This window comes from Mesorhizobium sp. WSM4844, from assembly GCF_055811775.1.
This window is the reverse complement of record NZ_JBVVQB010000078.1, coordinates 1-25711: the sequence shown is the minus strand read 5'-3', so window position 1 is coordinate 25711 and position 25711 is coordinate 1. Positions and strand designations below refer to the sequence as shown.

Here is a 25711-nt window from a genome sequence, read left to right as displayed (position 1 = left end):
CCCCCCCCCCCCCCCCCCCCCCCCCCCCCCCCCCCCCCCCCCCCCCCCCCCCCCCCCCCCCCCCCCCCCCCCCGGCGGCTTTGTCGACATATAGCTTGTTGCTTGACAACGTTTCGGTTTCTATAGAGGAGCCGTCTTGGTACGGTCACACAACGCCTGGCCGGATAAAAGGCGACGGTGACGGTCTGAACCTGGGGAAAAACGGGCGCCGATCAGTTGGCGCCGGGAAACGACGAGGGTTGGGGAAGGAACCGAATGGCTGACCAGCTGGCAACGGACATCATCGAGAAGATCAAGGCTCATGCCGAGCCGGGTGGCGAAGAAATCACCACCAGCACCGAACTGACCTCGCTTGGCATCCATTCGCTGGAACTGACGGAGATCATCTTCGACCTCGAGGAACAGTATGGCATCGAGATCGAGATGAACACGGTCGACGCCTGGAGCAATTTGAAGAACGTCGGCGACATGGTCGAGGCGGTTCGCGCGCTGATCGCGAAAAAAGCCTGACCGAATGCACAAGCGCGTCGTCATTACTGGCATCGGCGGCCTGTGCGGGCTCGGCACCAATGTGCCGGCGATCTGGGACGAGATGCGCGCCGGCCGCTCGGCCATCGGCCCGATCGTCAATTCGGAGCTGCATGACCTGAAAATCAGGGTCGGCTGCGAAATCAGGACGCTTCCCGAGCACGGCATCGACCGCAAGCAGGCCGTGTCGATGGACCGTTTCAGCCTGTTGGCGACGATCGCCGCGCGCGAGGCCGCGCAACAAGCCGGGCTAAGCTTGCACGCGGCCAACACCTACCGGATGGGCGCCATCGTCGGCGTCGGCGTTTGCGGCTGGGAGGCGATCGAAGAGAGCTATCGCGCCATCCTGCTCGAGGGCAAGAACCGCACCGGCATCTTCACCGTGCCGAAAGTGATGCCGGGCGCTGCGGCCGGCCATGTCAGCATGAATCTCGGCCTTCGCGGGCCGGTCTTCGGCATCACCTCGGCCTGCTCCTCGTCCAATCACGCCATTGCCTCGGCGGTCGACCAGATCAGGCTTGGCCGCGCCGACGTCATGCTCGCCGGCGGCACCGATGCGCCGCTGGTCTGGGGCATCCTGAAAGGCTGGGAGGCGCTGCGGGTGCTGGCGCCCGACACCTGCCGGCCGTTTTCGGCCGATCGCCAGGGCCTGGTGCTCGGCGAAGGCGCCGGCATGGTCGTGCTGGAAACTTTTGAGCATGCCATGGCGCGCGGCGCCACGATACTCGCCGAAATTGCCGGCGCCGGCCTTTCCGGCGATGCCTCCGACATCGTCGCGCCGACCATCGAAGGGCCGGAGGCGGCGATGCGCTTCTGCCTCGTCGATGCCAGGCTCAACCCGGAGGACATCGACTACGTCAATGCGCATGGCACCGGCACCAAGGCCAACGACCAGATCGAGACGGCGGCGATCAAGCGGGTCTTCGGCGACCATGCGCACAGGCTATCGATCTCCTCGACCAAATCGATGCATGCCCACTGCCTCGGCGCGTCGGGCGCGCTGGAGCTGATCGCCTGCGTGATGGCGATCCGCGAAGGCATCGTGCCGCCAACGGCCAATTTTCGCGAAACCGACGCCGATTGCGATCTCGACATCACGCCGAATGTGGCGCGCGAGCGCAAGGTGCGCGCCGCGATCAGCAACGGCTTCGCCTTCGGCGGCACCAATGCGGTGCTGGCGTTCAAGGCGGTCTGACCGCAACCGGATCCCCAGCTACGGCGAGACGCGTCTTGCCACGCGCCACGACGGCGCGCTTGCGCGAAAAAAATCCCAGGAGTTTCGATGACCGACCTGTCCGCCTTTCCGATCGCCACGCGCTGGCCGGCCAGCCATCCCGACCGCATCCAGCTCTATTCGTTCCCGACGCCGAACGGAGTAAAAGTGTCGATCGCGCTGGAGGAACTCGGGCTGCCCTACGAGGCGCATGCGGTGATCATCGGCAAGGACGAGAGCTGGACGCCGGAATTCCTGTCGCTGAACCCGAACGGCAAGATCCCGGCGATGATCGATCCGGACGGCCCGGGCGGCAAGCCGATCGGGCTGTTCGAATCCGGCGCCATCCTGCTCTACCTCACCGACAAGACCGGCAGGCTGATCCCGGCCGACCCGGCGCGGCGCTACGAAACGATCCAGTGGGTGTTCTTCCAGATGGCCTCGATCGGGCCGATGTTCGGGCAGGTCGGTTTTTTCCACAAATTCGCCGGACGCGAGATCGCCGACAAGCGGCCGCTGGCGCGCTATCGCGACGAATCACGGCGGCTGATCGGTGTGCTCGAGACGAGGCTGAAGGGCCGCAGCTGGATCATGGACGACGATTACACCATCGCCGACATCTCGATGCTGGGCTGGGTGCGCAATCTGATCGGTTTTTACGAGGCAAGGGAACTTGTCGGCTTCGACGATTTTTCCCATGTCGCGGCATGGCTGGAGCGCGGCCTTGCCCGGCCGGCGGTGCAACGGGGTCTTGCTATCCCTGCCCGGGGCTAGCGCATCGGCGCAGGCGCCGAAAACCGGCTATTTTGCCTTGGTTTTGGGTTTCGAGCCGCCCTTGCCCATGACGGAAGCGGCAAGCGATGCAGCGGTCTTGGCGGTAGCGACAACCGCGCCGGCCGCGACATTGGCCGTCGTCTTGACGGTGCGCATGGCGCTATCGGCCATCGAGCCCCCGCTTGCCGACTTCCTCGACCTAGCCGGTTTTGCCGTGGTTTTGGCGGCGGTCGGGGTCACTTTCTTCGGTGCTGCCTTGCCGAAACTGGGCTTTGCATCCTTGGAGCGGGCGGCAACGGCCGGACCCGCGCCCGCCTTCGCTTCAGTTGCCTTTGATCCAGTTGCCTTTGATCCAGTTGCCCTGGATCGAGTTGCCCTGCCCTTGCCGGGCGCAGGCTTTCTTGCCTTGTTTGCCATCGGAGTAGCCATCGGACAGTTTCCTCATGTCAGCATCATTGCCGTATCTGACATAACGGCCGGAAAGTCCCAAGGTTCCAGGCCGGGCGGTCCCTGCAAATCAGGCGTGATCGCCAAGCACCAGATCGGCGGGGCGGCGGCGGGCAAGCACGCGGTCGATGTTGGGCATGTCGTTGGAAGCGATCCAGGCGCGGGCGTCGTCGTCGGAGCGGCCATGCTCGTGCCATCGCTCGAGCAGCCGGCGCTCGAGCTCGGCGCGTGGCACATCGACGAAGATCGAGAAATCGAACAGCGGCGCCAGCCGCGACCACGGTTCCTCGTCAAGGAGCAAATAATTGCCTTCGACCAGGATGAACTTGGTGTCGGCGGCGATGATCGACGCGGCCGCGCGCGACAGCTCCATGCTGCGGTCGAACACCGGAATGGCGATGTCGGGCTCGGCGGCGCGGATGCGCTTGAGCAAGGTTTCGAAGCCGGCGAAGTCAAAGGTCTCCGGAGCGCCTTTTCGCGCGCGCAGGCCGCGCCGCTCGAGCACCGCATCGTCGTAATGGAAGCCATCCATCGGCACGATTTCGGCCGCACCTTCCGGCAGCAGCTCATGCAGCCGGGCCGAAAGCGTCGACTTGCCGGCGCCCGGAGGACCGGCGATGGCAACAACAAAGCGCCGCGCCTTGCCGGCGCGCTTGAAGATGGTGGCGGCGAGGTGGGCAATCTCGGACATCGGAGCCTTTCTGGCCTAAGTGTTTTGGATCGCATCTTGGCGATAGTTGGCGGGAATTTCAAACGCGGGATTATTGAAGATCGACCAATTGTCAGGTCGGCGCCGCTGCCCCCTCATCCGGCCGCTTCGCGGCCACCTTCTCCCCGTTGGGGAGAAGAGAGAAGCGTCGGCGCTGGCGATCTCCTCTCCCCTCGGGGAGAGGTCGGATTGCCCCGAATTGCCCTTTGCAAGTCGGTTGGCAATCCGGGTGAGGGGGCAGCGCCAACGCTCGCAATAGGAGGGCTAACTCCAACCGAAGCGCCGCCCCCGACACAGCCCAATCAGGCGGGCACGGATCGGCCGATCCGCAGGAAATCGCCATCGAAAGCGACATCCCGCATCGTACCGTCGGCGGCCGCAAGGCGCATGCGCCCCTGCGTGGTGGTGATGTCGCGCGGCGGCTCGCCGTCCATTAAGGGCAGTGCGCCGATGACGTGGCGGAACGAGACGTTGCCGCCAAGCGCAAAGGCGGTCGCCACCCCTTCCCGCTTCAGCCAGTTGTCGCCCAGCGACGCGGCGTGGCCGAGCGCAGTGCGGCCGTCCTCGATGCCGAGCACGCCGCGATGGCGGCCGCTCCACGGCGCGTAGTCGCGCCCGCCATTGCTGACCCACAGCATGGTGACCGGCAATTCGGCCGGGTTCTTCAGCACTAGAACGAGATCGGCTTCCGCCTTTCGCGCCAGCGCGGTCCAGCCCGGTCCGCCATGATCGGCCTCGACCAGCGTGACGAAATCCTCTCGGCTCTGTTCGATGCGATAGTCGGTCAGGTCGAGCGTGCCGCCATCGGCGGCGGGAAAGCGCGTCAGGTCGGTCGAACGCGCGGGATAGGCGAAGCGGAAACGGCCGCGGGCCGGATCGGGCTCGAGCGGATCGTCCGGCGTTGCCGCCAACCGCTTCGGCGAAAAGGCCAGCCTGCCGCCGTCCGTCATCGCCGTCATCGGATGATGGGCGACGGAAATGCCGCCCGAACCGCCGGAAAAGACATGTTCCTGGTAGAGAAAGGGATGGTCGTCGCGCAGGGTCAGGATCTTGTCGACCGTCGCGCCCATGACCTTGTGCTGCAGCCGGAAAACGGCGCGCCAGCCATCGACTGTCGCCGCGGAGGCGACGACATCCCAGCGGCTGTTGGCCGGCCAGCCGTGCAAGGGCGCTTCCTCGACATCGCTGCGCGAAAACGGCGCGCATAAAAAATCGCCGGACAGGCGAACGGTGCCCGCGGGCAGGTCTGGCGGCAGCGTCTCGCGCGGCTCGTCGATCCACGGCGCGCGATGCAGCGGTTTTAGGCGGCACCCGTCGATATCGACCGTCATGTCGGCGAGATGGCCGACGGTGAGATCGACCGTTACCGAAATGCCCTTTGCCGTGATCGTCAGCGTATCCATGGCGCACCTGCTGATTCTGCCGGCGCCAGCAAACCCGCTCGGTGCCGGTTGCGCAAGCTGGGTGATGGGCATTTCATGTCAGGCCGGAACTCCATCTGGAGCTCAATGTCGATCGTCGGCGCTGCCCCTCATTGCCCTGCCGGGCATTTCTCCCCGTATAGTGACCTATCGCATTCACACATCTCGGTTGCGCTTTTCGGCGAAGCTCGATTCTATTTCGGCCGGAAAGACGAAGGAGGTTTGAATGACCGGCATCGAGTACGGGCTGGGGCGATTTGGCGATCGCCGCTTGGAAAAAGGGGGGCCTGCTTGCATGCCGCGCTGGTTGCGCGGCCTGGATCGTGTATCCGCCGGCTTGGCGGCAGTCGGGCGGGCGAGATGCAGTTCACGCGATTTCTGCGCAACCGCTCGGTGAGCGCTGCGGAGATGTCGCGGCATGCCGGCGAACAGACCGGGCGGCGCGCGGTTGGTCGCCATGTCGTTGCCGTGCAAGACAGCTCGGAATTGGCGCTGGGTTCTCGGCGGGCGCGGGCAGGCTACGGTCCGGTCGGCAATGGCAATACAGCAGGTCTGATGCTGCACCCTATGCTGGCGGTAGAGGCCGGCAGGGGAGCGCTGCTGGGCCTGGTCTCTATGCGGGTCTGGAACCGCGACGCAGAAGAACTGGCGCCGCGGCGCCAGCGGGCGACGAGCAAAAAGGAATCGCAGCGCTGGATCGATGCAACCAAGCAGGCCGGCGCGGTTCTGGAAGGGGCGGCCAGCATCACCATGGTGTCGGATCGCGAGAGCGATTTTTATGAACTGTTCGCCGAACGTCCGCACAATGTCGACCTGATCGTGCGGGCCTGCCAGAACCGGCGCATCGAGGCCGCGCAAGAAGAGCCAGGCTTGCTGTTCGCCTTCATCGACGCCCAGCCTGAGCAAAGCCGCTTTGCCGTGACCATCCCCGCCGCGCCCGGACGATGCGCACGGGATGCCGAGCTGGCGGTGCGTTACGCGCCGGTGACGGTGCGGCGCCCACTCAACGGAGCCGATCCGGCGTTGCCCGATACGGTCGGTTTGACACTGGTCGATGTTCGCGAGGTGTCGAAGCCGAAAGACGGCAGCGAACCGGTGCATTGGCGCTTGCTGACCACCCACAGTGTCGCCACCGTGGCCCAGGCACGCCGTGTCGTCGACCTCTACCGCTCGCGCTGGGTCATCGAGGAGTTCTTCCGCACCCTCAAGACGGCAAGCTTCGACATCGAGGCGGCCGACATCGGCGACCCGCCTGCCATGATCAACTTCGCCGCCGCGGCCACGATCGCCGCCGTCACCATCAAGCAACTCGTGCAGGCCCGCGACGGCAACACCGATCAGAGGCTCAGCGATGCTTTCGATCCCGACGACCGTCCCATTCTCGAAGCGGTCTCTGCCAAGCTTGAAGGCAAGACCGAGCGACAACGCAATCCCCATCCCAAAGGATCTCTGGCCTTCGCAGCCTGGGTCATCGCCCGCCTCGGCGGCTGGACCGGCTACGGCAAGCCAGGCCCCAAGGTGATGCGCATCGGCCTCGCAGAGTTCCACGCCATCAAGTACGGAGCCACGCTCGATGTGTGAATCCGATAGGTATAGTGACGGGGAGAAAGGGGCTGGCCGCAAGGCCGGCGCCACTTCTTGCGAACGCTGGTGATTGGCGAAACCATCGATGCCATTCCCCGTCACTATACGGGAGAGGATGCCGGCAGGCAGGTGAGGGGCGGCGCCAACGCCCGGGTGCATTCAAACCCGAAGCGATTGCCGTGAACACCGGCATTAACCAAATGGACGGCACCATTGGGTTAGGCTAGTTTCCCACTCGTTTCAGCAACAGCTTACCTTCAGAATGTCCAAACCGCGCCACTTTCCGCTCATCAAAAGATTTGTCGCGGCGTTTGCGCTGCTGCTGCTGGTTGCCGGCTGCGCGACGACGACGCCGACCGAAACCATGCTGGCGGTGCCGGCGCCGGCGCAGAAATATGCGGCTGTCGTCGTCGACGGCGGCAGCGGCAGGACGCTGTTCGAGGCCAACTCGACGGCGCCGCGCTATCCGGCGTCGCTGACCAAGATGATGACGCTCTACCTGCTGTTCGAGGCGCTGGAACAGGGCCGCGTCAGCAAGACAACGCTGATCCCGGTGTCGGCCAACGCCGCCAGGCAGCCACCGACCAAGCTGCGCTTCAGGCGCGGCGAGACGATCGACGTCGATTCGGCGATCCGGGCGATCACCGTCAAATCGGCCAATGACGTGGCGGTCGCCGTCGCCGAATATCTCGGCGGCAGCGAAGAGGCGTTTGCCGCAATGATGACGGCCAAAGCGCGCCAGATCGGCATGCGCAGCACCGTCTTCCGCAACGCCTCGGGCCTGCCGGACGCCGGCCAGCAGACGACGGCGCGCGACATGGCGGTGCTCGGCATGGCGCTGCGCGCCCGCTTCCCGCAGCATTTCCACTATTTTTCCGAAAGCGACTTCATGTTCCGGGGCAGGCTGGTGCGCGGCCACAACGACATGCTCGGCCGCGTCCGCGGCGTCAACGGCATCAAGACAGGCTACATCAGAGCTTCGGGCTTCAACATCGTCACCTCCTACGACGCCGACGGCCGCCGGCTCATCCTCGTGGTGATGGGCGCCGACAGCGCGCGCCAGCGCAACGACCACGTCGAGGCGCTGATCCAGCGCAACCTGTCGCCGGCATCGAACACGACGACAAGGTTGCTGTATGCCGGGGAGCAGTGAGGGGGGACAAAAGCCAGGGCTTTTCGAATGATGCACGTCCCGAGCCAGCGAGGCCGCGCAGCGACCGGATACGGCGCGAACCGATAGCCCAGAGGTGCCGAACAACTTTACGGCGCCTTGCCCGTTGAAGCCTGCGCCTGCTTCCGCTAAGAAGCCGTGGCTGGCCGGTTCACCGGCTGGTTCGTTTTCCGGATCGTCGATCCTGAAGGCACCCGTAGCTCAGCTGGATAGAGCGCTGCCCTCCGAAGGCAGAGGTCACAGGTTCGAATCCTGTCGGGTGCGCCAGTAATAACATTTGAAAAGACTGGCAAAATTGGTTTATGCACGAGTAGTTGGACGGGGAAACAGTCTTATTTTTTCGACTGCCTCGCCAACCAAAAAAGCGGTAACGCTGAAGCCTTCGATAGGTCAGAAGGCCCTTGTCGTAGCATCTCGGCCTTGGTTTCAGTCCCTTCCGCAGTACCAACACAGGAAATTGCCGGCGCGGCCCGACGACTTTCCTTGCGTTTTGCCGCGGAAGTAGCGCGAATACAGCATGTTCGTTAGGGTCAGGCAGCTCGATTCGTGTGTCGGGTCCAGCACTGCTGAGGAGGTAGGGTGAAATTCGCGATTCACAGCCATTGCGAGGGTGACGCGCGGGTACCCCGCCCGCTCAAGGCGGAGGTCGAGCAATCTATCTCGGAAATTGATGTACGGTCCGAACGAGGGGCCGCGCGGCGCTTAAGGGATCAGTTCCTTGGCAACATCCGCTCGAAGGGCTGGTCCGGTGAGCTTTCAGTTGCGCGAGGATCGGATATATCGATCACATCGATCAAGGACGGGGTAGGCCTGTGCCTCCAAACGGGCAACATGGCGAGAATGTATGCCGATCTGATCAAGCTGCAGACGCTTTATCTCGACAACGGAATCACGTCGGCGGTGTACGTCCTTCCATCGCAGCCGACTGCCCTGCAGCTAGGCGACAATATCGCAAGTGCTGCGAGGCTGGAGCGTGAGCTCGAAATTTTCCGGAAAGCGTATTTTGTGCCTACTCTACTTTTCGCATTGGAGGGGTGATGTCTGAGAATGTGATGCTAACGTCCGCTACGGGCTCGCGATTCGGCTGGCCCAAGCCCGCCCGACTCGCCGAGTTCCAGCAGCTTCGAAAGGCCGAAAAGCTACCTACCACACGGGTTGTCTTCCAAGGACGTTCTCAAGACATTCCAATCATCAGGGTGCCGATCGAGCTGCCCAAATACCGGTTGTCCAATGGGAGGACGGTCTCACTTCAGGTGGAGCATCTGGCAAAAAATCCGCAGCTGCGGCGAGACCTCTTCACTGGGGATGCTGAACTCTGGGACGCCCAAGAGACGCAGCATAAGCTTTTGCTACAGCTCGGACGCCAGTCGGACCTCTCCCAGTACTTCGAGAGCACCGCAAATACCCAGGTACTGCCGCTTCTGCTTGACGAGAACGGCTTCGTCGTCAACGGCAACCGCCGCCTTTCCACTTGGCGGCAGCTACTAGCCGATAACTCGGAAAAGTACGGCCATTTCCGGCACATCGACGTCGCAGTCCTACCCCACTGCACAGAGCGTGAGATCGAGCGGCTTGAGGCAACCCTGCAGGTCGAGCGAGACATTCGCGCAGACTACAACTGGGACGCCTTAGCTAACATGTTGGACGCTAAAATCCGGGAGGGGATGTCGGTTCAGGAGTTGGCTGAGCTCTACGGGATGAAGCGCGCAGAGATACAGGAGTTGCTGGACGCACGGGACTACGCCGTGGATTACCTGCTCTCGCGCGGCAAGAAGGACCTCTGGTCCGAGGTCTCCGGGAATGAGCATGCCTTCCGGAGGATCGTACAGAACCGCAGCAAGGTTACGGGGTTGGCCAAGCAGGAGGTGTTCAAGGAGGCGGCGTTCGCGTTGATCGACGATCCGTCGAGCGTGGGGCGCCTGTATGAGGCTATTCCCGCGCTTGCCGCACATATTGAGCAGGTCAGCAGGGCACTGGCGCACGAGTTCCCTCTCGAGAATCCGCCACTAGCAGATGATCTTGAGGAACTATTCGGTGGTGGGCTGAACGAGCCTGGTTTGGGGTTTGAAGGCGGTCTTGTCGCCGTGCTTCAGCAGCCGGAGCGAATGGTGCGGGCGCGGGAGGTGATTGCAAATGTCCTTGAGGCTCAGCGGCAGCTCAAGAAGGACACTAAGGCTGCAGGTTATCTCCTCGATACCTGCGCGAAGGCGAATGGCCTTTTAGCGGCTGCCGTCAAGGATGGCTTGCGGCCAGAGACCAAGAGAGCGGGCGTTGAGCTCCAACTCAAGGAGATTGAATCGCACGTTGTCAAAATTAAAGCTTTCCTGGCAGAGCATGCTTAGGGTTGAGTATGATCAGAAGCAGGGGCTCGCCCTCCTCCGCTGGGATCAAGAAGACGACGAGGCGAATTGGGTGCCGAGGCTCAAGCGGCTCGCATTCGATCATAGCTCAGATGCTGCGCTGTACGATGCGCATACGCTGACCTTGCCTTGGTGGTCTTTCGCGAGCGCGCGCGAACAGTTCCGGCAGTTCCTCTACGTCCACGGGCTGCGGCAAGGGGCTGGGCTTCATGTCAGTGAGGCGGCCGCCCGGTTCCTCCACCAATCGCGGCGGGCAGCGGAAAGTTACCGTGAGGCGCTGCACCAGCCTAACCTGACGCGAGACAAGCTGGAGACGCGGCTGAAAGAGGTGGGCTTTGCCCGGCAGCTCTCCGAGCATCAGCTAAGGAATGTCGGGCGTATGGCTGCCTTACCAGCCGCGGCCACGTTTTCCGTGCCTGGCGCCGGCAAGACCACCGAAGCTCTGGCCTACTATGCGCACCGCTCGGCTGACGGGGATCGGCTACTTGTGGTCGCGCCGAAGAATGCATTTGCCGCTTGGGATGAACAGCTCACCGAGTGCTTGCCGCACCTACAAGAAACTTTCGTCCGTTTACGGGGTGGACGTGACCGCATTCTTGTCTCCTTGGCGGCCAATCCCCGTTTTATGCTGCTCACCTATCAGCAGTTGACACGGGTGCAGGATTTAGTCGCTAGTCATCTAGCGCAGCACCGCACATTCGTTTTCCTAGATGAAAGCCACCGGATCAAAGCGGGGGTGGGAGGTGCGACCGCTCGCTCGGTGCTCAACCTTTCCCATCTCCCCGCCGCGAAGCTCATCATGTCTGGTACGCCGATGCCCCAATCATCGACGGATCTCGTACCCCAATTCCAATTTCTTTATCCGGAGATCGCTGCTGAACCCGAGAATGTGGTCGACTTAATTCGCGCCGTTTACGTTAGGACCAACAAACGGGAGTTGGGCCTTCCACCTGTGACGCGCAATCTGGTGATGCTCCCGATGGCGCCAGTTCAGCTTGAACTATATCAGCTGATGCGATCCGAGGTCGCACGGGAGGCGCATGTGGCCCTCAACAGCCGCAGTCGCCAAGCGTTTCGGACCTTGGGACGGTCCGTTGCGCGCCTACTCCAGTTCGTCTCCAACCCTTCGCTACTCGCCGCCGAGATAGAGTTCGCGCATGGCGGACTGTTGAGCGGGGTTCTCGCCGAAGGCGAGGGGCCGAAAATGGCCTATGTTCTGAGGCGCGCGCGCCAGCTCGGGCGATCGGGCAAGAAGGTGCTCATATGGTCGTCGTTCGTCCGGAACGTCGAGTACATCAGTACGCGCCTTTCAGAATTAGGCGCCGTTTACATTCACGGCGGTGTAGATGCTGGAAGTGAGGACGACGATGAGACCCGAGAAGGTAAGATCAAGCTCTTTCACGATGACCCAAATATACGGGTAATGGTGGCCAATCCGGCGGCAGCTAGCGAAGGTGTTAGCTTACACCGTGTATGTCACCACGCCATTTACCTCGATCGCACCTTCAACGCCGCACACTATCTGCAATCGGAGGACCGCATTCATCGCTTTGGCCTGCCCGCAGACCAATCCACGACCGTCGAGATCGTGGAGTGCACAGCCAGCATCGACGAGACAGTGCGACGCCAGCTCAACTTCAAAATCGGCCAGATGGCCGCAGCGCTGGAAGACTCCTCCATCGTTCCAGATCCGATCCCGATTGATCCGGTCGAGCTCGAAGGTGAAGACGAGGACGAGTACACCACTGGCCTAGCGATCGAGGACGTTCGCGTCCTGGTCCAGGACCTTGCGGGGGCGACGAGTTGATCGAGTTAACACCCGGTCTGGCCCAAGCTGCCTTCGACATGCTCGGCACCATGGGCTACCAAGCCTTAGGCGTGTCTGATGTAGTTCAAGGATTGCGCAGGATCGGCGGAATGCCCGCGAAGCAAGTGCTTGAGTTCTCTCAGCAGCTTAACTGGGTGGCGATCGCGGAGGACGGCCGTCTGGAGGCCACTGCGGCCGGGCGGCAGATTCTCGAATTAGCTGTCTATGGGCCGATGCTGCGGTGCGCCCTTCTAGACTATGCAGAAATCATCTCGCCGCCGTGGCTGCAAAACGCAGCCTACGGCCGCAGTCGGGTGCTGAATTTTGCGCCGCGGAATGTGCTTCAGGTCATGGTCGAGGCAGAGGTCACCGAAGGTGTGGCCGACGAGGTGGTCGCGTTCTGGGACAAGATGGCGGCCCTGGCACGTGGGCGGCGGGACTCGCGGCTGACCGATATCGGAAGGCGGGGCGAGCGGCTGACAATTATTTACGAAGAGGCTCGTACGGGGCGCAGGCCCCGATGGGTCGCGATCGACAGTAACGAGGACGGCTATGACGTCCTCTCAGTGTGCACCGATGTCGACCTAAGCCCGTTAGGCATCGAGGTGAAGACATCCACAAGAGGGCTAGATGGATCCTTCTTCGTCACCCGCGGCGAGTGGGAGGTGGCCATCGGGATGGAAGCGCATCTCTTTCATTTTTGGGACCTGTCGGTCGGTTCATTACCTAGGCTGGCTATTGTGCCGTCCTACGAAGTGGCCACCCATGTGCCCCATGACCAAGGACAGGGGCTATGGACCGATGTGGAGGTGCCTTTCAACGCTTTCGCGCAGCGGTTCGTGGCTGTGCACTGAGCCTTAAGCAGCGGCGCGCTGTTGTCCGTGCCAATGCAAGCAGTTGAACCAGCTGCCCACGATCATGCCGCTAAGGATTGCCAACGCGTTGTCCGCTAGCTTTCTTGACCCAGGCACACCCTCGCCGATCCCATCCTCCTTGGCGGTCGCGAGGACGAACTCGCTTGCCGCATGTCTGACGTCGGTTGGTGCCTTGCCAAACCGCTCATGGAGGAGTTCAGCCAGCCCTGCCAACGCGTCGGCGAGTTCATACGGTCCCATGCCTTCACCTCTGCGGGTCCAAGCTCTTTGAAGCGATTCCGGCCCGGTTTCCCACAGGCGACGTTCCAAGTCCGCGAACGCGCGAGCGTGGGAGTTCAGAAGTCCCTTTATGAAGGCTGAGTCCTGGAGCTCGCGCATGAGATCAAAATCGAGCTCAGCTTGGCGGACATCATGCGAGGGGCCGAAGTAGAACGAAACCCGCCAGGTAGCACCTTCTTTTCCGAACGCGTTTGCGAGTTCAAATCGCATCCCACTCTTGAAACGCAATCCGCGGAGGGCTGCTCGAAATCGCCGTACGACCGGGTATGTTCGACCTTCTTGATCGGCCCGGGTCACTGCCGGCCGGTCAGGCGGGACCGAGAAACTGCCCCCAAAAGAGCTGTGCAGCCTCAGGTCTTTAGGCTGCACGCCTTGGGCAGCGCATGCCACCAAATAGGTAAAGGCCGGCGGAATGGCGTTGCCGACCAACTTAGCCTTTTCCGAGAACGACCTTCCAAAGAATTGGTAGGTGATGGGAAATCCCTGCAGGCAAGCCCGCTCTCGGATGCTAAGCCGTCGATAGGCACCTGGGTTATTCGGATCCTCGATCACAATGCTCTCGCGGGAAACGCGCGTGCATGTCGCTGTGACCGTTCGCGCTGCGGAGGCCAAGTCGTCTGGAAAGGACATGTTGTTGTAGACTGGATGGTGCAGCTTGGCCTCACGGTTCATGCGTGTCTCTTCGGCGTTCAGGTACGCTTCAACCTCCACCTCAGTGACGTTGCCTCGCTCAAGCTGCACGCCCCAGATCGGGTCCTCGATCACCGGCGCCGCTAAGGCAGTAACCACGTCGCCCAAAGTGCGCTTCGCAAGACGGGACGAAAAGGCGTGTAGTAGCTCCCATGGGAGAACGCCCGCGATGCAACGGCGGCGGGCTTGAGGAGCACCATAGTTCGACATGTCGAGTACTTGGATGACCGGGCGCAAAGTCCGGAATCGGTGGAGTGGGTGTTGCGAATCAGCGAAACCCTGCTCCAGCACCTTGGCGACCCTCGGCACGTTCTCCATCACCCAGAAGCGCGGCCTGAGCCGTTCGACCACCTCAAAAAATCGGACGAGATCCTTCAGCCCGTCTGCTAGGTCGCCTGAGCCGCCCCGGTTTGAATAAGAGAACTGGGTGCATGGAGGACTCCCCACAACCAGGTCGACACGCTCAGGGAGTGTGTCAAGGTTCAGCTGCCGGATATCAACCGACTCGGCATCCCTGCCGAGGTTCCTATTATAGGTGTCGATAGCGGGCTGCCACCACTCATATGAGCGGATCACCTGAACGCCAGCGAGTTGGAGGCCAAGACTCCACCCACCCACGCCGGAATAAAGGTCGATCGCACGCAATGTCATGAAGTCCCCACATCTGGCGTGATTCGCCGACACTCTAGTCTTTGCATGAGACTAAGCGCCCGAAGAGGGGGAGGGAAGAGTTCAGAAGTTTGTCGCACCACTCCGTGCCCGGTGCCACCGAGATGGCCCGAGAAATGCCATAAGGCGAGCCTGGAGTTCGTCTAGCCTTGTGGTCTCGCACTCCCAAACCACTAGCACGCACCACCCCAGGGTTTCAGCCTCGCGGACTAGTCGGGCGTCGCGCTCCCGGTTTCGACTGAACTTCGACTCCCAGAAGTCGGGCCTTGTGGCGGGAATCCGGGCATGACGACAGCCGGGATGCTGATGCCAGAAGCAACCATGAACTAGGATAGCTTTACGGCGCGCCGTGAGGGCGACATCGGGCCGGCCGGGTACACCCTTCAGTTGGACACGGAATCGATACCCCATGCGGTGGAGCATCGAGCGTACGATTAGCTCGGGCCGGGTGTCCGCCCGACGTATGCACGACATCAGCCGGCTGCGGGCTCCAGGAGTTAGTCGGTCCATGTTATTCTACCGTCATGCGGGTCAGTAACCAATATACAGGCCTCATCGCCGTCTCAGGTGGGCGGTAGTTGGCGAAGCCGGCGTTTTTGAGGCTTGCCGCGCCCTATGCGGCGCGAAGATAGCGAGCGCGAGCCACCCATCTCTCGTGACGGCACCGCTTACCCTTCCTCATGTTTCACCATATCTCGTAAAGCTGGAGTCGAATCCAGTCGTACCAGCGCCCATCGCCCACCTTCCACCTCGGCGATGCTCTGGAACCCAACCCGCCTCGAATGACTTCTTCGTGGATAAATCTCGAAGGAGACCACATTGTCCGCACCTGACGAAATGGATGTCGTCCTCGAAAAGCTGCCTTTGAGGATCGGCGCCTACGTGCCCGACGACTTGCTGGAAGACTGGTTCGCGCCGGGAACGGGCATGAACCCGGTCAGCCCGGCAGCGCTGGCGGCTGCCAAGGCTTACGGATGGCGCTTCGAATGCGAGTTCAAGCATTATCCCGAGCGGATGGAGGGCGTGTTCTGGAAGTGGGTGCCGGCGATCTGATCCGCGTAATTTGCATCGGCCGCCTGGGCGCTTCGGTGATCGACATTGCCGCGCGATCGCTCCCCCTGATCGCCTCAGCCTATCGGCGTCTTTCCGGTTCCGCCGCATTCGGGGCAGGTGCGGCCGTCGATCATGCCTGTCCCGGCGCAGCGGCGACAGATAATCACGCCGGCGCCTGAAATGCCTGGCGCGTCGGGATTGGCTTCGCCAAATTGCTCGGGTTCGCCTTGCGGCTGCTTTCTCACCCGGGCGGCAGCCTCGTCGCCTTCAAGCGGCGTGCTGCTGTCATCAGGTTCGCCGGATATGGTTTCATTGCGCGGCCGGTCGTTCGCGCCTGTGGTTATCTTCTGAGCCATTGCAGTACTCTTTTGCGGTGGCGCAGCTCTCAACTTTGCGGTTCGAACGCCTCAGCTCCGCAGAGGTTCCGGTTGGCAATCGTCCACCGGCGGGGCGGACGGAAGTGGCAAAACGGCCGGCGAGCGCATCGCTCAAGCATCGGGGATCGCTTTAATGGCACCGCCGTTGCCTTTGCGTCAGCCCAGCCGCTCCGAACGCACTTTCACATCGTCGCTCAGCTGCCGCACGATCTCGACGGTCTTGCGGATATCCGCTTCGTCGACTGCGACGCCCATGGTCGAGGCGATCGCCAAGAGCTGGGCGTTCAGCTCACTGTGGCGCGCGGCGCCTTTGCGCGTCAGCTGCACAAGCTTCGAGCGCCGGTGTTTTGGATTGTCGATGAATTCGACCAGCCCCTCGGCCGCAAGCTCATCCGCCAGCCGCTGCATGCGCTGGCGGCTGGTGGGCCGCATCTGGGCGATCTGCGGCACGGTGAGCGGACCAAGCAGCGCGAGGCTGCGCATGACGCCGAACGCACCGCCGCCCCAACTGGTGATGAGCCCTGTCTTCTGGCCGAGAGCCCGTATCCTGAAGAAGCACTGGGCCACGTCGAGCATCAGCTCGGCGATCGCCTCGGCCTTGCCGTCAGCGACGGGGTCCGCCCCGGTCCTCTGGTCGTGTCTTGCCGACGCCATCGCTTCCTTCCTTTTGCCTTGCCAATTTCTGCGATTGACACCCTTGTTGTCAACTTCTAGAGTGACACCTTAGGTGTCATTATAGGCAGCTGTGAGCTTCGTAGCCCTCCAGCATTTGCGGGAGCAGACATGGCAATCGATCCGGCTGGGCAAACCGACACCGGAACAGCAGGCGTCATCGCGAGACCGCCGCTGCTCTTTCTCGCCGCTTTGCTGATTGGCTTCGTGCTGGATCGCCTGCTGCGCTTGCCGTTCCCGATTCCGGGGAATGACCTGGTCACCTGGATCACCGGCGGCTCGCTGATCCTGATCGGTTTTGCGCTTTTCGCCGCGGGCATTCGCAATTTCTCCTGCGCGGCGACGCCGGTGCCGACGAATGAGCCGACGCGTGTGCTGGTGACAACCGGCATCCACGGCTGGACGCGCAATCCGATCTACCTCGGCATGTTCCTCATCTATGGCGGTATCGGCATCGCCGCGCAGAATAGTTGGATCCTTGTCCTCACGCTGCCGCTGGCGATCCTGGTCCGCTACGGCGTCGTCGCCCGCGAGGAGGCCTATCTCGAGCGGCGGTTCGGCGATGTGTATCGCAGCTACCGGCAAACCGTGCGGCGGTGGCTCTGAGCGTCGCAAGAATGCCGACAGTTGCGCACGTCAGGAAACCGCAACGAGATGACCGTTGCCAAGATCCCTCAGGGCCAGTTTCGGCGGCTCTTCGCCGATTTTTCGGGTCGGGCTCGGGATCTCCTGATCGAGACGCGCGAAACGCGGCCGGCGTCTTGCCGGATCGGGCACCGGCACGGCCTCGATCAAGCGCTTGGTGTAGGGATGGCGCGGGTTCGAAAAGACCTGGTCGCGGGTGCCCATTTCGACGATCTGGCCGAGATACATGACGGCGACACGATCGGAAATGTTCTCGACCACCGCCATGTCGTGCGAGATGAACAGATAGGCGATGCCGAATTCGCGCTGCAGTTCCTTCAGCAGGTCGAGCACGCGGGCCTGGACCGACACGTCGAGCGCCGAAACGCTTTCGTCGGCGATGATGAGTTTGGGCCTGAGCGCCAAAGCGCGCGCGATGCAGATGCGCTGGCGCTGGCCGCCCGAGAATTCGTGCGGATAGAGCTCCATCTGATCGGCCGAGAGACCGACGCGTTCGAACAGCGCCGCCACAAGCTGGCTACGCTCTTCCTTCGAAGCGATGCCATGGATCAACAGCGGCTCGGCAACGAGGTCGCCGACGCGCATGCGCGGGTCAAGCGAGGCATAGGGATCCTGAAAAATCATCTGCACGTCGCGGCGAACCGCCTTGCGCTGGTCACGGCCAAGGCCCGCCAGATTGCGCCCGCCGATGACGATATCGCCGTGGTAGGGCACAAGCCCGGCCAGCGCCTTGGCGGTGGTCGACTTGCCGCAGCCGGATTCGCCGACCAGCGCCAGAGTCTCGCGCGGCGTGATCGAAAAGCTGATGCCTTCGACGGCATGGACACGGCGGTTCACTTGGCCGAAGAAGCCACCGCGCAGGTCGAAGCGGACATGCAGATCGTTGACCACCGCCACGCTTCCGGACATTTCCGCTTCGACGGATTTTTGTTCCGCGGATTTTTGGCGGCCGACGCCGGTACCAATGCGCGGCACGGCAGCGAGCAGCTCGCGCGTGTAGTCGGCTTGCGGGCGGGCAAAAATATCGGCGGCTGTTCCCTGCTCGACCATGCGGCCGTGCCGCATGATGACGACGCGATCGGCCATTTCGGCGACCACGCCCATGTCGTGGGTAATAAGGATGATGCTGGTACCGTGTTCGCGCTGCAGATCGCGCAGCAGTTCCAGCACCTCGCCTTGCACCGTGACATCGAGCGCCGTCGTCGGCTCGTCGGCGATCAGCACATCCGGTTTCAGCGCCAGCGCCATGGCGATCATCACGCGCTGGCGCATGCCGCCGGACAGTTCATGCGGAAACTGTTTTAGCCGGCTTTCGGCTTCCGAGATGCGGACGGCCTTCAGCGCCTCGATGGCGCGCCGGCGGGCCTCGGCACGCGACAGGCCGGTATGGGCCTCGATCGACTCGACCAGCTGCCGGCCGATCGACAGCACCGGATTGAGCGAGGTCATCGGCTCCTGGAAGATCATCGCGATGCGGGCGCCGCGAATACGGCGCATCCGACGCTCATCGAGTGTCGCGAGGTCGATTTCGCCAAGCTGGATCATGCCAGAGGAAATTCGTGCGGCAGGCTGCGGCAGCAACTGCATTATCGCCAGCGCCGTCATCGATTTTCCGGAGCCGGATTCGCCGGCGATGCAAAGCGTCTCGCCACGCTTGAGCGTCAGCGACAGGTCCGACACGACTTCCCGTTCGCCGTCCTCGCCGCGCACGCTGACGGAGAGGTTGGCGATATCGAGAATGGGGTTGTCGGCGAGGGTCATTGTGGGCGCGGCCGGGAGAAGGTCGTGTTCCTGCGCACCCCCCTCTGTCCTGCCGGACATCTCCCCCGCAAGGGGGGAGATTGGCAGTTTCGCCCCCGCGGCCATTCTTCGCCGTTGAAGATTGGCGAAATCCGTCGTGACATCCGATCTCCCCCCTTGCGGGGGAGATGGTCGGCAGACCAGAGGGGGATGTGACGGAACGCAGCGTTCATTCAAACACGCATCGCGGGAAGTAGAACGACACCACCCAGTTCGGCATGTCGACAATCTCGCTGATCCGGAGATCGCCGCAGACCGAAACCAGCATATAGGCCTCGACCGGGTCCATTGCGTAGCGGCCGGCAAGCAGGTCGATCATCTGGGAGACCGCTTCCCTGGCGCCCGTCATCAGGTCCGGTCCGATGCCGGTCGTTACCTCATAGCCCTTGGCATCGAGATGGCGCGTCACCGGGCCAGGCGTGGTGAAGCGCGGTGTCTTCAACCGCGCATTTTTAACCAGGTCGAGCTTGAGCACGACATCCATCGGGCTTTCAATCGCCGTGCCGCACACTTCGCCGTCGCCCTGCCCGGCATGCGTATCGCCGACCGAGAACAGCGCACCGGCCACCTCCACCGGCAGATAGAGCGTGGTGCCGGCCGCGAGATCGCGGATGTCGAGATTGCCGCCGACGCGCCTTGGCGGCACCACCGAGTGGAGGCCCATTTCAGCCGGCGCGTTGCCGATGGTGCCGGCAAAGGGTTTTAGCGGCACGCGGGCATGCTTGCCGAACAGCGCCGGCTCGAGCGAGGCGGCGTCGTATGTCCAGATGTTCAGCGCCGGCTCCGGAAAATCGTCGGCGAGCAGGCCGAACCCCGGAATGTTCGCCGTCCAGCCGAAGCCGGACGGCTTGAACGCCTCAATTGTGATCTTCAGCGCGTCGCCCGGCTCAGCCCCGTCGACATAGATGGGCCCGGTGACGGGGTTCACCTTGGCGAAGTCGAGCAAAGCGACATCGGCAACGGTGCTGTCGGCCTGAAGCTGGCCACCTGACGAATCAAGGCACTGAAACTCGATCGTCGAACCGGGCGCCACCCGCTCAGTCGGGACAAAGGAATTGTCCCAGCCGAAATGGTGATGGCGCCCGTGGATGGTGTAGTCGCAGTTATTGCACATCGGTCACATACACATTGTCGTAGTTGATCGGGATATGGACAGGGTCGACATAGAGATTGTCGGCGCCGCCCATCCGAGGCGATTTCATGGTGAAGCGCTGCTCGTTGAAGACCGGCACCCAGGGCGCGTCTTCCATGATCTTGCCGTAGATCGCGCTCCACATCCTGGCACGTTCGCCTGATTTGGCCGGATCGACGATCGAGTCGGCCTCCGCCGCCTTGGCGTCGAGATCCTTGTTGCAGTACCACGACCAGTTCCAGCCGCCCGGAACCGCGCCGGCGCAGCTGAGGATCGGCCCGTAGAAATTCGACGGATCGGGGAAATCGGCGATCCAGGCCATGCCGCCGGACCAGATCATCGGCGCGCCGGCCTTGTCGCCGCCGGCCGCGATGACATTGGCCTGCGCCAGCGACTGGATGCTGGCCTTGATGCCGACTGCCGCCAGGTCCTGCTGGATCGCCTGGGCGATGCGCGGGTTGGGATCGGTGTTCATGGCGAACAGCTGGGTGTCGAACCCATCGGGATGACCGGCCTCGGCAAGCAAAGCCTTGGCCTTGGCCACGTCATAGGGATAGCCCTTGAATTCCTTGTCGTAGCCGGGCATCGACGGCGGCAGTGGCTGGTTGGCCGGCACCGCGCGGTTGTTGATCAGCTGGACGATACGGTCCTTGTTGATCGCCATGTTGACCGCTTGCCGCACCTTCACATTGTCGAAGGGCGCCATCGTGGTGTTCATGGTGATGTAGCCGGTGTGCAACTGGCCGCCCTCGACGACACGGGCCTTCTGCTCGGGATCGGCCATCACCTCCTGGAACTTGGCCGGCGGAATAACGTCGCCGAGCACGTCGATCTCGCCCTTCTGCAGCCGCAGCAGCGCGACGATCGGCTCCTGCCCGATCTCGAAGGTGACCTTGTCGAGATGCGGCAGGCCCTTGTGCCAGTAATCCGGGTTGCGCTCGAAGACGACGCGCTGGCCGAGCGTCCATTCGGCGAACTTGAAAGCCCCGGAGCCGACCGGATGCTTGCCAAAATCCGCGCCGTATTTCTCGACCTCCTCCTTCGGCACGACATGCGAGAAGTTGATGGCCATGACATGCAGGAAGGTGGCGTCGGGCCGGGTCAGTTCGAACTTGATGGTGTAGGGGTCGACGACGGTGACGCCCGCCAGGCTTTCCGCCTTGCCTGCAGTTACATCCTCATGGCCCTTGATCGAGCCGAAGAAGCCGGCGCCCGGGCTCTGCGTCTTCGGATTGGTGACGCGATCGAGCGAATATTTCACGTCGTCGGCGGTCATCTCGCGGCCATTGTGGAACTTCACCCGCTGGCGCAGCTTGAAGGTGAAGGTCTTGCCGTCGGGCGCAATCTCGTAGCTCTCGGCGAGGTCGGGACGCAGATTGGTGGTGCCCGGCTCGTAGTCCATCAGCCCGTCGAACAGGGTCTTGATCATCGACCAGTTCTGCCAGTCATAGCCGATGGCCGGATCGAGCGTGGCGACGTCGTCCTTGTAGGTGATGGTGATCGCGCCGCCCGGCTTGGCGTTCGGATCGACGGCGTGTTCGGCGCGGGCGCTTGTCATGCCGAGCATCAGCGCGAGCGCCGATACCGCAACGGTGGAGGTCAAGAATTTCTTCATCTCATGTTCCCTTTCTCTGGTTGTTACCGGTCTTTTTTTGGTTTTCATCTGAGCTTGATGCGCGGGTCGATGAACGGTGCGACGGTGTCGGCCAGGAGATTGCCGAGCACGATGGCGAAGGCCGAAACCAGGGTGACGCCCATGATGATCGGAATGTCGACGCGCTGGATGGCCTGCCAGGCAAGCTGGCCGATGCCGGGCCAGCCGAACACGCTTTCGACCACCACGATGCCGCCCATGAAGATGCCGATGTCGATGCCGATCATGGCGATGACCGGCAGGATGGCGTTGGGCAGTGCATGGCGGAAGATGATGGCGCCGCGCGCAAGGCCCTTGGCGCGGGCGGTCCGCATATAATCCTGGCGCAGCACGTCGATCATCGACGAGCGCATCATGCGGGCGTACCAGCCGGCGCCGAGTATTCCCATGGTCAGGGACGGCAGCACCAGATGGCGCCAGGTGCCGTAGCCGCCGATCGGAAACCAGCCGAGCTGCACGGCGAATACGTAAAGGAGCAGCAGGCCGACGACGAACTGCGGCGCCGAGACGCCGACAAAGGACGCGACCATCAGCGTCTGGTCGGTGGCGGTGCCGCGCCTGACGGCGGCAACAAGGCCCATCGTCAGGCCGATCGCCAGCTCGCAAATGATGGCGCCGACCATCAGCAGCAGGCTTGCCGGCAGCCGCGAGACGATGAGCTCCGTGACCTCTGAACGCTGGATGTAGGAGCGGCCGAGATCGCCGCTGAGCAGGCTGATCAGATAGTGCCAGTACTGGATGAAGAAGGGCTGATCGAGGCCAAGCTGCCGGCGGATGTTCTCGACCGTCTCGGGCGTGGCGCTACGGCCGGCGATCTGCCGGACGGGATCGGCGGGAAGCAGGTAGAGCAGTGCAAAGGTGATCAATGAGACGCCGAGCAGGATGAGCACGGACTGGATAACGCGGCGGCCGAGATAGGCGATCATGCCCGGCCCCTTTGCGTCGGATCGAGGATGTCGCGCAGCGCATCGCCGATGAGGTTGAAGGCCAGCGCCAGCGCCAGGATCGCCGCACCAGGAAAGAAGACCAGCCAGGGCGCTGCCTGAAAATATGTCTGGTTCTCGAAAATGATGTTGCCCCAGGATGCGGTCGGCGGCTGCACGCCGATGCCGAGATAGCTGAGCGTTGCTTCGAGCAGCACCGTGGTCGAGATGCCGAGCGTGCCCCAGACGATGATCGTCGGCAGCAGATGCGGCAGGATATGGCGAAACAGGATGCGTGGCGCGCTGGCCCCGATGGTACGCTCGGCGTCGATGAACTCGCGCTCGGCGAGCGAGCTGGTCTCGGTGTAGATGACCCGCGCGGTCTGCACCCAGTTCACCAGAGCGATCACCATGGCAACGATCCACAGGCTCGGCTGGAGCACCGCCGCCAGGCAGATGGCGAGCAGCAGCGCCGGAAAGGCCATCATCAGATCGGTGAAGCGCATCAGCGCGCCACCGATCCAGCCGCGGAAATAGCCCGCGGTGACGCCAACCAGCGTGCCGATCAGAAGCGCCACGCCGTTGGCGACGATGCCGATGATCAGCGAGGTGCGTGCGCCGAAAAGGATGCGGGTCAGCAGATCGCGGCCGAGCAGGTCCGTGCCCAGCCAGAAGCTGGCATTCGGCGGCAAGGGCGCACCTTCAAGCGTCAGCCCGTCGAACATCTGCTCGTTCGGATCGTAGCCCGTCAGCCACGGCGCCAAAATGGCGCCGGCCACGACGACGGCAACGATCACCAGGCCGATCAATGCCAGGGGACGCTTGACCAGGCGCCGCCAGACGCCGGCGCGTGGCTTGACCGGCATGCGCCCGGTTGCCGGAAGATCAGGCGCGATGGGATTGGTCATCGCCGCCTTCTTCCGTCATCGCCACGATCCTGCGCGCGGCCTCTTCGACACTGATCTGCCAGCTCATCGCCAGCGACCGGAGCTGCGCATAGGCGCGGCCGTCCTCAGCGCCTTTCGACAAGGCCTCCACCGCGCGCACGATGGTCTGGCGCTCTGCGACGCGCAGGCGAAGCGACGATATCTCGCTTGCCAAAAGCTTGCGCGCCTCGAAACTCTGCCGTGCGATCAACAGGGCGCTGTAGACGCCGGCATTGCCGACCGGCTTCAGCAACTGGGCGTCGGCCTTGTGCGACAGCGCCCACTCGATGCGGCCCGGCGCTTCGGAGCCGATCAGCGCCACCAGCGGCATCGGCGCCTCGCCCGGCGCCCAGGGGAATTGTTCGTCGAAGCCGAGATCGGCATCGAAGAAAACGAAGTCCGCCGCCAGCGCCTCGGCCGGCAGTTCCGGCCAGCAGCCGACCGTCTCGAGGCCGATGGCCGACAATTGCCGCGTGATCGCCTGCACCGTCGGATGCGGACGATGCAGGACAAAGGCCCTGGCGCCGCCGAGGTTCGGGATGCGCGGGACCTTGCTCACGAGACCACCCTCAGGCGTGGGCGGCCGAATGTCTCGGTCCGGTCATAGCGGGACAGATAGGGATCGGGCGCGACACTCTTGGTCACCATCACAGTCTTGAACGCGGTGCCCTCGATGCGCCCGATCTGCACCGGCAAGGTGGCGTGCTGGGTTTGCGGATCGATGGAGATGTCGCCGAGCGGGGTTCGAAACGAGGTTCCGGCAAAGGCCCGGGAAAGGTCGGGCCATTGTCCGCCGGGATTGCGGGCGAGGATTTCGGCAAGCGTCCGCACCGAGGCATAGGCGGCCGCCTCGAAGGACGAGGCAGGCATGATGGAGGGCGCCGAATCGCCCTGGCGATCCGCTGCCGAGATGTCGTGAAAGTATGGCCCGACGGAAAGGTGGCCATTGCCCGCCCCGTTGAGCGCCGGCAACTCACATTCGGTGAGATTGCAGGACAGGATCGGGCAGCGCTCCGGCCTGAAATGCGGGTCGCGTTCGGCGAGCTCGGCATAGGCCGCGATGAAGGCATAGGACGAGGAGCCTATCAGGTTGTTCAAGATGAAATCCGGCCGGGTCGCCTGGATTTCGGCGATCAGCCTGGAGACATCGACCTCGCCGAGCGGCAGATAGCGCTCGCCCAAAACCTTGCCGCCGGCGTCGGCGATCAGGTCGCGGGCGACACGGTTGGTCTCCCAGCCCCAGATGTAGTTCGAGCCGAGCAGAAAACCGTTGGCGCCGAAGCGCGGCACGACATGGGCCAGCAGCGGAACGAGGTGCTGGTTCGGGCAAGCATGCATGTAGACGACATGCTCGTTCGCTTCGAAGCCCTCATAGGGACAGGCATACCAGAGCGTGCCGCCGGCGCGCTCGAGGATCGGGATGACCTCCTTGCGGCTCCATGACGTAATGCAGCCAATGATGTGGCGCGCGCCGCTGTTGGCGAGAATGTCGGCGCATCCCGTCGCGTAGCCATCGATGTTGCCTTGCGGGTCGCGCTCGACCGGAACGAATTCGATCGGGATGGCGGGATCGGCATTGACATCGGCGATGGCCGTCATCGCACCGGAACGGCAGGATTCGGACAGCAGGCGGTAGTTGCCCGACCGCGAGTAAAGGATGCCGATTTCAATACGCCGTCCCAAGCAAATCCCCAAAATAACAATGCCCCGCAGCCGCCGCCGCGGAAGGCGAGGCATACGAGGCATTTTTGCCGCCCGGCGGTCGGAGCCGGTATTTTCGCCAATAGCGTATTCGGTACGGCGGGTCAGTCAAGCGGGAAAAGTGAAGGCTGGCCCGACGATGCTGCTGTAGAAGGGGGAGCGCCGTTCGGGCATACTTCACCAATTGTCGATGTCGGCGCTGCCCCTCATCGCCCTGCCGGGCACTTCTCCCCGTATAGAGACGGGGAGAAGGGGATTTCCTGCACCGCTGCCGATTGGCGAAATCCTCGGTGACGGCGTC

26 protein-coding genes and 1 tRNA gene are annotated in these 25711 nt (G+C 63.0%); 12 read left to right on the top strand and 15 right to left on the bottom strand.

The window, feature by feature from the left end; translation table 11 throughout:
* Positions 1-255 precede the first annotated feature (255 nt).
* The 3 genes from AC0L2A_RS33285 to AC0L2A_RS33275 all read left to right on the top strand — a co-directional run bounded on the left by AC0L2A_RS33285 (position 256) and on the right by AC0L2A_RS33275 (position 2515).
* Complete coding sequence (locus AC0L2A_RS33285; RefSeq protein WP_010912831.1) at positions 256-510, top strand: acyl carrier protein; 255 nt, start codon at positions 256-258, stop codon at positions 508-510.
* Positions 511-514: 4 nt separating this feature from the next.
* A complete protein-coding gene (locus AC0L2A_RS33280) occupies positions 515-1723 on the top strand; it encodes a beta-ketoacyl-[acyl-carrier-protein] synthase family protein (RefSeq protein ID WP_473612446.1) in 1209 nt (402 codons plus the stop codon).
* A gap of 87 nt (positions 1724-1810) precedes the next feature.
* Complete coding sequence (locus tag AC0L2A_RS33275; RefSeq protein WP_473612445.1) at positions 1811-2515, top strand: glutathione S-transferase family protein; 705 nt, start codon at positions 1811-1813, stop codon at positions 2513-2515.
* A gap of 27 nt (positions 2516-2542) precedes the next feature.
* Here AC0L2A_RS33275 and AC0L2A_RS33270 read toward each other — a convergent pair whose 3' ends face one another.
* From AC0L2A_RS33270 to AC0L2A_RS33255, 4 genes are all read right to left on the bottom strand, one after another.
* Entirely contained in the window at positions 2543-2686 is a 144-nt protein-coding gene (locus tag AC0L2A_RS33270; RefSeq protein ID WP_473612443.1) for a hypothetical protein, read from the bottom strand.
* Positions 2687-2837: 151 nt separating this feature from the next.
* Positions 2838-3005, bottom strand: a complete 168-nt coding sequence (locus AC0L2A_RS33265) for a hypothetical protein (RefSeq protein ID WP_473612442.1) — start codon at positions 3003-3005, stop codon at positions 2838-2840.
* A gap of 27 nt (positions 3006-3032) precedes the next feature.
* The gene (locus tag AC0L2A_RS33260) at positions 3033-3653 is read right to left on the bottom strand and encodes a nucleoside triphosphate hydrolase (protein ID WP_473612441.1); all 621 of its coding nucleotides are present in this window, start codon (positions 3651-3653) and stop codon (positions 3033-3035) included.
* Positions 3654-3973: 320 nt separating this feature from the next.
* Positions 3974-5074 carry a hypothetical protein gene (locus AC0L2A_RS33255; protein ID WP_473612440.1) on the bottom strand — a complete coding sequence of 367 codons (1101 nt, stop codon included), beginning with the start codon at positions 5072-5074 and terminating at the stop codon, positions 3974-3976.
* A 378-nt stretch (positions 5075-5452) separates the two neighbouring features.
* On the opposite strand from AC0L2A_RS33255, the gene AC0L2A_RS33250 reads away from it, so the two are divergent.
* The 7 genes from AC0L2A_RS33250 (at position 5453) to AC0L2A_RS33220 (ending at position 12868) form a co-directional block, all read left to right on the top strand.
* Positions 5453-6673 (top strand): IS4 family transposase, encoded by a 1221-nt coding sequence (locus AC0L2A_RS33250; RefSeq protein WP_473612438.1) that lies wholly within the window; start codon positions 5453-5455, stop codon positions 6671-6673.
* Between the two features lie 265 nt (positions 6674-6938).
* Positions 6939-7829, top strand: a complete 891-nt coding sequence (locus AC0L2A_RS33245) for a D-alanyl-D-alanine carboxypeptidase family protein (RefSeq protein ID WP_473612437.1) — start codon at positions 6939-6941, stop codon at positions 7827-7829.
* Between the two features lie 208 nt (positions 7830-8037).
* Positions 8038-8114: transfer RNA gene (locus AC0L2A_RS33240), tRNA-Arg, on the top strand.
* Between the two features lie 312 nt (positions 8115-8426).
* Positions 8427-8885, top strand: coding sequence for a BglII/BstYI family type II restriction endonuclease (locus AC0L2A_RS33235; protein WP_473612436.1), 459 nt, complete (start codon positions 8427-8429; stop codon positions 8883-8885).
* Positions 8885-10189, top strand: a complete 1305-nt coding sequence (locus AC0L2A_RS33230; RefSeq protein ID WP_287176214.1) for a hypothetical protein — start codon at positions 8885-8887, stop codon at positions 10187-10189. The genes AC0L2A_RS33235 and AC0L2A_RS33230 overlap by 1 nt, the downstream gene beginning before the upstream one ends.
* Positions 10140-12014, top strand: a complete 1875-nt coding sequence (locus AC0L2A_RS33225) for a DEAD/DEAH box helicase (RefSeq protein ID WP_473612434.1) — start codon at positions 10140-10142, stop codon at positions 12012-12014. Before AC0L2A_RS33230 ends, AC0L2A_RS33225 begins: the two co-directional genes overlap by 50 nt.
* The gene (locus tag AC0L2A_RS33220; RefSeq protein ID WP_473612433.1) at positions 12011-12868 is read left to right on the top strand and encodes a protein NO VEIN domain-containing protein; all 858 of its coding nucleotides are present in this window, start codon (positions 12011-12013) and stop codon (positions 12866-12868) included. The genes AC0L2A_RS33225 and AC0L2A_RS33220 overlap by 4 nt, the downstream gene beginning before the upstream one ends.
* Before the next feature lie 3 nt (positions 12869-12871).
* Here AC0L2A_RS33220 and AC0L2A_RS33215 read toward each other — a convergent pair whose 3' ends face one another.
* Together AC0L2A_RS33215 and AC0L2A_RS33210 are read right to left on the bottom strand one after the other, a co-directional pair.
* Positions 12872-14509, bottom strand: coding sequence for a DNA cytosine methyltransferase (locus AC0L2A_RS33215; protein ID WP_473612432.1), 1638 nt, complete (start codon positions 14507-14509; stop codon positions 12872-12874).
* 81 nt (positions 14510-14590) lie between these two features.
* Entirely contained in the window at positions 14591-15037 is a 447-nt protein-coding gene (locus AC0L2A_RS33210; protein ID WP_287176223.1) for a very short patch repair endonuclease, read from the bottom strand.
* Positions 15038-15346: 309 nt separating this feature from the next.
* On the opposite strand from AC0L2A_RS33210, the gene AC0L2A_RS33205 reads away from it, so the two are divergent.
* Positions 15347-15580, top strand: a complete 234-nt coding sequence (locus AC0L2A_RS33205) for a hypothetical protein (protein WP_287209031.1) — start codon at positions 15347-15349, stop codon at positions 15578-15580.
* Positions 15581-15654: 74 nt separating this feature from the next.
* Here AC0L2A_RS33205 and AC0L2A_RS33200 read toward each other — a convergent pair whose 3' ends face one another.
* Both AC0L2A_RS33200 and AC0L2A_RS33195 read right to left on the bottom strand, forming a co-directional pair.
* Entirely contained in the window at positions 15655-15936 is a 282-nt protein-coding gene (locus AC0L2A_RS33200) for a hypothetical protein (RefSeq protein ID WP_473612430.1), read from the bottom strand.
* A gap of 177 nt (positions 15937-16113) precedes the next feature.
* Positions 16114-16611, bottom strand: a complete 498-nt coding sequence (locus AC0L2A_RS33195; protein WP_473612429.1) for a MarR family winged helix-turn-helix transcriptional regulator — start codon at positions 16609-16611, stop codon at positions 16114-16116.
* A gap of 129 nt (positions 16612-16740) precedes the next feature.
* Between AC0L2A_RS33195 and AC0L2A_RS33190 the strand changes: the two genes are divergently transcribed.
* Complete coding sequence (locus AC0L2A_RS33190; RefSeq protein ID WP_473612428.1) at positions 16741-17235, top strand: methyltransferase family protein; 495 nt, start codon at positions 16741-16743, stop codon at positions 17233-17235.
* A 30-nt stretch (positions 17236-17265) separates the two neighbouring features.
* Here AC0L2A_RS33190 and AC0L2A_RS33185 read toward each other — a convergent pair whose 3' ends face one another.
* From AC0L2A_RS33185 to AC0L2A_RS33155, 7 genes are all read right to left on the bottom strand, one after another.
* On the bottom strand, positions 17266-19035 hold the full coding sequence (locus tag AC0L2A_RS33185; protein ID WP_473612449.1) for an ABC transporter ATP-binding protein: 1770 nt from the start codon (positions 19033-19035) through the stop codon (positions 17266-17268).
* A gap of 208 nt (positions 19036-19243) precedes the next feature.
* Positions 19244-20188, bottom strand: a complete 945-nt coding sequence (locus tag AC0L2A_RS33180; RefSeq protein WP_473612426.1) for an acetamidase/formamidase family protein — start codon at positions 20186-20188, stop codon at positions 19244-19246.
* Entirely contained in the window at positions 20178-21773 is a 1596-nt protein-coding gene (locus tag AC0L2A_RS33175; protein WP_473612447.1) for an ABC transporter substrate-binding protein, read from the bottom strand. Before AC0L2A_RS33175 ends, AC0L2A_RS33180 begins: the two co-directional genes overlap by 11 nt.
* A 92-nt stretch (positions 21774-21865) precedes the next feature.
* Positions 21866-22786: an ABC transporter permease gene (locus AC0L2A_RS33170; protein ID WP_473612425.1), complete on the bottom strand. Its 921-nt coding sequence runs from the start codon at positions 22784-22786 to the stop codon at positions 21866-21868.
* Positions 22783-23691, bottom strand: a complete 909-nt coding sequence (locus AC0L2A_RS33165) for an ABC transporter permease (RefSeq protein WP_419695393.1) — start codon at positions 23689-23691, stop codon at positions 22783-22785. The genes AC0L2A_RS33170 and AC0L2A_RS33165 overlap by 4 nt, the downstream gene beginning before the upstream one ends.
* Positions 23669-24268: an ANTAR domain-containing response regulator gene (locus tag AC0L2A_RS33160; protein ID WP_065009964.1), complete on the bottom strand. Its 600-nt coding sequence runs from the start codon at positions 24266-24268 to the stop codon at positions 23669-23671. The genes AC0L2A_RS33165 and AC0L2A_RS33160 overlap by 23 nt, the downstream gene beginning before the upstream one ends.
* Positions 24265-25392: a transporter substrate-binding protein gene (locus AC0L2A_RS33155; protein WP_473612424.1), complete on the bottom strand. Its 1128-nt coding sequence runs from the start codon at positions 25390-25392 to the stop codon at positions 24265-24267. Before AC0L2A_RS33155 ends, AC0L2A_RS33160 begins: the two co-directional genes overlap by 4 nt.
* Positions 25393-25711 lie beyond the last annotated feature (319 nt).